Source organism: Mitsuaria sp. TWR114 (assembly GCF_007997345.1).
The window spans coordinates 1-1,638 of record NZ_VOSR01000278.1; the positions used below are offsets into that span (position 1 = coordinate 1).

The following is a 1,638-nucleotide window of genomic DNA, read 5'->3' on the forward strand; positions in this document are numbered from 1 at the left end:
ATACGTCTCTGCGCACGCGGCGGCGTCCGCGCAGCCCGGAGCGACGGCGCAGCCAGACGGCGCACTCGACACCGACATCCTGCGCGAGGCGCTCGGTCGGGCCTTGCCCGAGTACATGGTCCCCAGCGCCATCGTCATGCTCGACACGCTGCCCCTGAACCCCAGCGGCAAGGTCGATCGCAAGGCCCTGCCGGCGCCGGACCTCCATGCTCAGTCAGCGGCGGCCTACGAGGCCCCGCAGGGCGAGGTCGAAGCGACCATCGCGTCGATCTGGCGTGACCTGCTCGGCGTGGAGCGCGTCGGCCGGTGGGACAGCTTCTTCGAATTGGGCGGGCACTCGCTGCTCGCGATCCAGCTGCAGGCGAGACTGCGCCAGTGCGGTTGGCCATCGGAGATGCGGGCCTTGTTCCTTCATCCGCGACTCGCCGATTTCGCGTCAGCCGTGGCCCAGTCGGCGGGCGTGGCCGTCCCCATCGCAGACCCCGACGCCAATGCGGCGACCATCCCGGCCGGCTGCACCGCACTCGAGCCGGGCATGCTGCCGCTGGTCGACCTCGACACGGCCGAGCTGCGGCGCATCGAGGCCGCGATCCCCGGCGGCGCGGCCAACATCCAGGACATCTACCCGCTCGCGCCGCTGCAGGAGGGCATGCTCTTCCATCATCTGATGCAGGAGCAGGGCGACGCCTATGTGATCTCGCTGCTGCTGCGCTTCGACGGCGAGGCACGGTTGACGCGTTTCATCGACGCGCTGAATCAGGTCATCGCGCGTCACGACATCCTGCGCACCGCCGTCGTGTGGGAGGGGTTGCGCGAGCCGGTGCAGGTCGTCTGCCGCGCGGCGCCGCTCACCCTCGAATGGCTGCCGATCGACGAGGCCGACCGCGCCGCGGGCCGTGCCGCGGAGCGGCTGGCGGCTCATGTGGATCGCCGCGCCTTCCGCATCGACGTGCGCTGCGCGCCGATGGTGCGGGCCATTGCGGTCCACGATGCGGCCAGCGGTCAGTGGCTGTTGCAGCTGCCCAGTCATCACCTCGCGCTCGACCACACGGCCGAGAAGCTGATGATCGAGGAGATCGCGCTGATCCTCCAGCAGCGTCATGCCGAGCTGCCCCGGCCGGTGCCGTACCGCCGCTATGTGGCGCAGGCGCGCGCGGGCATGAGTGGGGATCAGCACGAGGCCTTCTTCCGGCAGATGCTGGGCGGCGTGGACGAGGTGACCGCGCCTTTCGGTCTCGTCGACGCGCGACTGGATGGCAGCGCGAACGAGGAGTCGCGCTTGACCTTGCCGGTGACGCTCTCGACCGAGTTGCGCGAGCAGGCGCGTCGCCAGGGCGTGAGCGCCGCGACCTTGTTCCATTTGGCCTGGGCGCTGGTGCTGGCACGCACCGCGGGGCGAGACGACGTGGTCTTCGGCACGGTGCTGTTCGGGCGCATGCAGGGCGGGGACGAGGCGCATCGTGCGATGGGCATGTTCATCAACACGCTGCCCTTGCGGGTCGAACTGCGCGGGCGCAGCGTCGCGCAGGGCTTGCGGGAGACGCATGAGCGGCTCACCGGCCTGCTGCACCACGAGCACGCGCCGCTGTCGCTGGCCCAGCGCTGCAGCGGGTTGCCGGGCGGCACGCCGCTGTTCTC

General features: G+C 70.6%; 1 protein-coding gene. It reads left to right on the top strand.

Annotated elements, in window-relative coordinates; genetic code table 11:
• On the top strand, positions 1–1,638 hold a 1,638-nt coding region (locus tag FUT87_RS11910), incomplete at both ends, for a condensation domain-containing protein (RefSeq protein ID WP_255511784.1).